Here is a 2,868-nt window from a genome sequence, read left to right on the forward strand (position 1 = left end):
AAATATTGGAGCGAATGACGGAACCGGAACGGGTTGTAATGTTCCGGGTTCCCTGGGTGGACGATAAAGGCGAAGTGCAGGTTAACCGGGGTTACCGTGTGGAATTTAACTCGGCTCTCGGACCTTATAAAGGCGGGTTGCGTTTTCACCCGAGTGTGACCCTCAGTGGATTGAAGTTTCTGGGATTTGAGCAAACTTTCAAAAACAGTCTGACGTCCCTTCCCATGGGAGGCGGAAAAGGTGGAAGTGATTTTAGTCCCAAAGGAAAATCCGATAATGAAATAATGCGGTTCTGCCAGGCTTTTATGGCCGAGTTGTTTCGTCACATTGGGCCCAACACAGACGTGCCTGCCGGGGATATCGGTGTTGGCGGACGTGAAATAGGTTATCTTTTCGGGATGTATAAAAAACTCAAAAACGAATTCACCGGTGTGTTAACCGGAAAAGGCCGGGAATATGGAGGCAGTCTTATTCGTCCTGAAGCCACCGGTTTTGGCGCTGTCTATTTCGTTCGTGAGATGCTGAAAGAGAAAAATGATACCCTGAAAGGAAAGACTGTTGCCATTTCCGGATTTGGAAATGTGGCCTGGGGGGCTGCTCTGAAAGCCTCCGAGTTGGGAGCTAAAGTGGTGACTATTTCCGGACCTGACGGTTCAATTTATGACCCGGACGGAATTTCGGGAAGTAAAATAGATTATTTGCTGCAGTTGAGAGCTTCGAATATGGATGTTGTAGAGCCTTATGCTGAAAAGTTCGGTGTGGAGTTTCTCCGGGGCAAAAAGCCGTGGGAGCAGAAAGTGGACATCGCAATTCCATGTGCTATTCAGAATGAGTTAAATGAAGACGATGCTAAAACATTGATTGAGAATGGTTGCTATCTGATTGCAGAAGCATCCAACATGGGCTGTACTGCCGATGCTGCAGCTTTGGCAGCCGAAAAAATTATGTTTGCCCCCGGAAAAGCGGTAAATGCAGGAGGTGTTGCCGTTTCCGGGTTGGAAATGAGTCAGAACAGTATGCGAATCAGCTGGACACGTGAGGAGGTGGACGAAAAACTGAATCAGATTATGAACAATATTCATGCAACGTGCGTGCGTTATGGCAAATCGCCGGATGGCAAAATAAATTATGTGAAAGGTGCCAACATCGGAGGTTTCGTAAAAGTAGCTGAGGCCATGCTTGCACAAGGTGTTGTTTGATTTCTTGAAATTTTTAACCGCGGAATTTTTTTTGTTCCGTACGATAAATATATCGGGGACAATTGTGTTTGGTTTTCCTTATGGAAGTCTATCAGGCCGGTTGTCCCCGATTCTTGAATTTTCAACCCCGGGATAGGCAGGCAGGCGATTAGGTAAGTAGGGGATTAGGCAAGTCGGTGAGTAGTAAATTTAAGATTAGAGGTCAAACCCTCAACCCACGACCCTCAACTCTCAACCCTCAACCCTCAACCCCCAACCCTCAACTCAAAACCCAAAACCCAAAACCCAAACCCCCTCTAAGATTATTTCATTACTTTTGAAAAATGATTGATACACATTCACATATTTATCTGCCCGATTTCGATAAGGACAGGCTCGCAATTATTGAGAATGCCCGGAATGCGGGAGTTGAGAAAATACTGATGCCCAATGTTGATGGAACTAGTATTCGCCCTATGTTTACGGTTGAGGAGATGTATCCGGGATATTGTTATGCTATGATGGGGCTGCATCCCACTTCAGTGAAAGGGGATTTTGAAGAGCAACTGGCAAATGTAAAACATTGGCTGGGACAACGTGATTTTATTGCCATTGGGGAAATAGGTATCGACCTTTACTGGGATAAGACCTGGGAGCGTGAACAACGGGAAGTTTTTAGAATACAGGTAGATTGGGCCAAAGAAAGAGGAATTCCGGTGGTTATTCATGTGCGTGATGCATTCGATGCTGTGTTTCAGGAACTGGATAAAGTTTGTGATGACAAGCTGAAAGGAGTTTTTCACAGCTTTTCAGGAAATAAAAGTCAGTTGCACAAAGCACTGGAGTATCCAGGATTTATGCTTGGCATCAATGGTATTGTAACCTTTAAAAATGCTCAATTGGATAAAGTGCTGAAAGAAGCGGATCCTGAAAGACTGATGACAGAAACGGATGCACCGTATTTGGCTCCGGTTCCATACAGAGGCAAAAGGAACCAACCGGCATATATGAAAAACACATTGGAGAAACTTGCTGAAATTTTTGAAGTTTCCCGCGAAGAGATGGATGCCATCACCACCCGAAATGCCCGTCAATTGTTTGCTATAGATCATTAACCCCTCCCCGAACTCTCAGAATGGGTATAAGCGGCAACGCAACCTGAAACAGGGGATTAGGTAACCAGGTAAGTAGTTGAATAGGCAATTAGGCAGGTAGATATTAGGGGTCTAAACTCAATCCAAAACTCAAAACCCAAAACTCGCGACTCATAACTATAAAACTGGTAATGGACAAACAGGTTCTCATTATTTACACCGGGGGTACCATCGGAATGGCCGTGGATCCTGATACCAATGCATTGGTTCCTTTTGACTTTGAGAATATTTCCCGAAAAGTCCCGGAGCTTAGGAAGTTCGATTTTAAGGTGAATAGCATCTCCTTCGATCCAATTGTGGATTCGTCTGAGATGTCGCCTGAAATATGGGTCCGTCTGGTGGAAATTATTGAGGAGAATTATGCAGCTTACAGTGGGTTTGTGATATTGCACGGAACCGATACCATGTCTTATACTGCCAGTGCATTGAGCTTTATGCTGCACAATCTTCAAAAACCTGTGATTCTTACCGGTAGCCAGCTGCCACTGGGAGCCATCCGCACCGATGGAAAAGAAAACCTACTGACAGCACTGGAG

Annotated in this window: 3 protein-coding genes; all 3 read left to right on the top strand. The window is 45.1% G+C overall.

Annotated features, from left to right (window positions below; genetic code table 11):
- Positions 1–1,199: NADP-specific glutamate dehydrogenase (gene gdhA / locus QZZ43_RS15440; protein WP_291861280.1), on the top strand; the 1,199-nt coding region annotated here is incomplete at its 5' end.
- Positions 1,200–1,522: 323 nt separating this feature from the next.
- Positions 1,523–2,293, top strand: coding sequence for a TatD family hydrolase (locus QZZ43_RS15445; RefSeq protein ID WP_291861282.1), 771 nt, complete (start codon positions 1,523–1,525; stop codon positions 2,291–2,293).
- Positions 2,294–2,463: 170 nt separating this feature from the next.
- Positions 2,464–2,868 (top strand): asparaginase (locus QZZ43_RS15450; RefSeq protein ID WP_291861284.1); only part of this gene is annotated, 405 nt, incomplete at its 3' end.

This window comes from Marinilabilia sp., from assembly GCF_016278715.1.
Classification (GTDB): Bacteria; Bacteroidota; Bacteroidia; order Bacteroidales; family Marinilabiliaceae; genus Marinilabilia.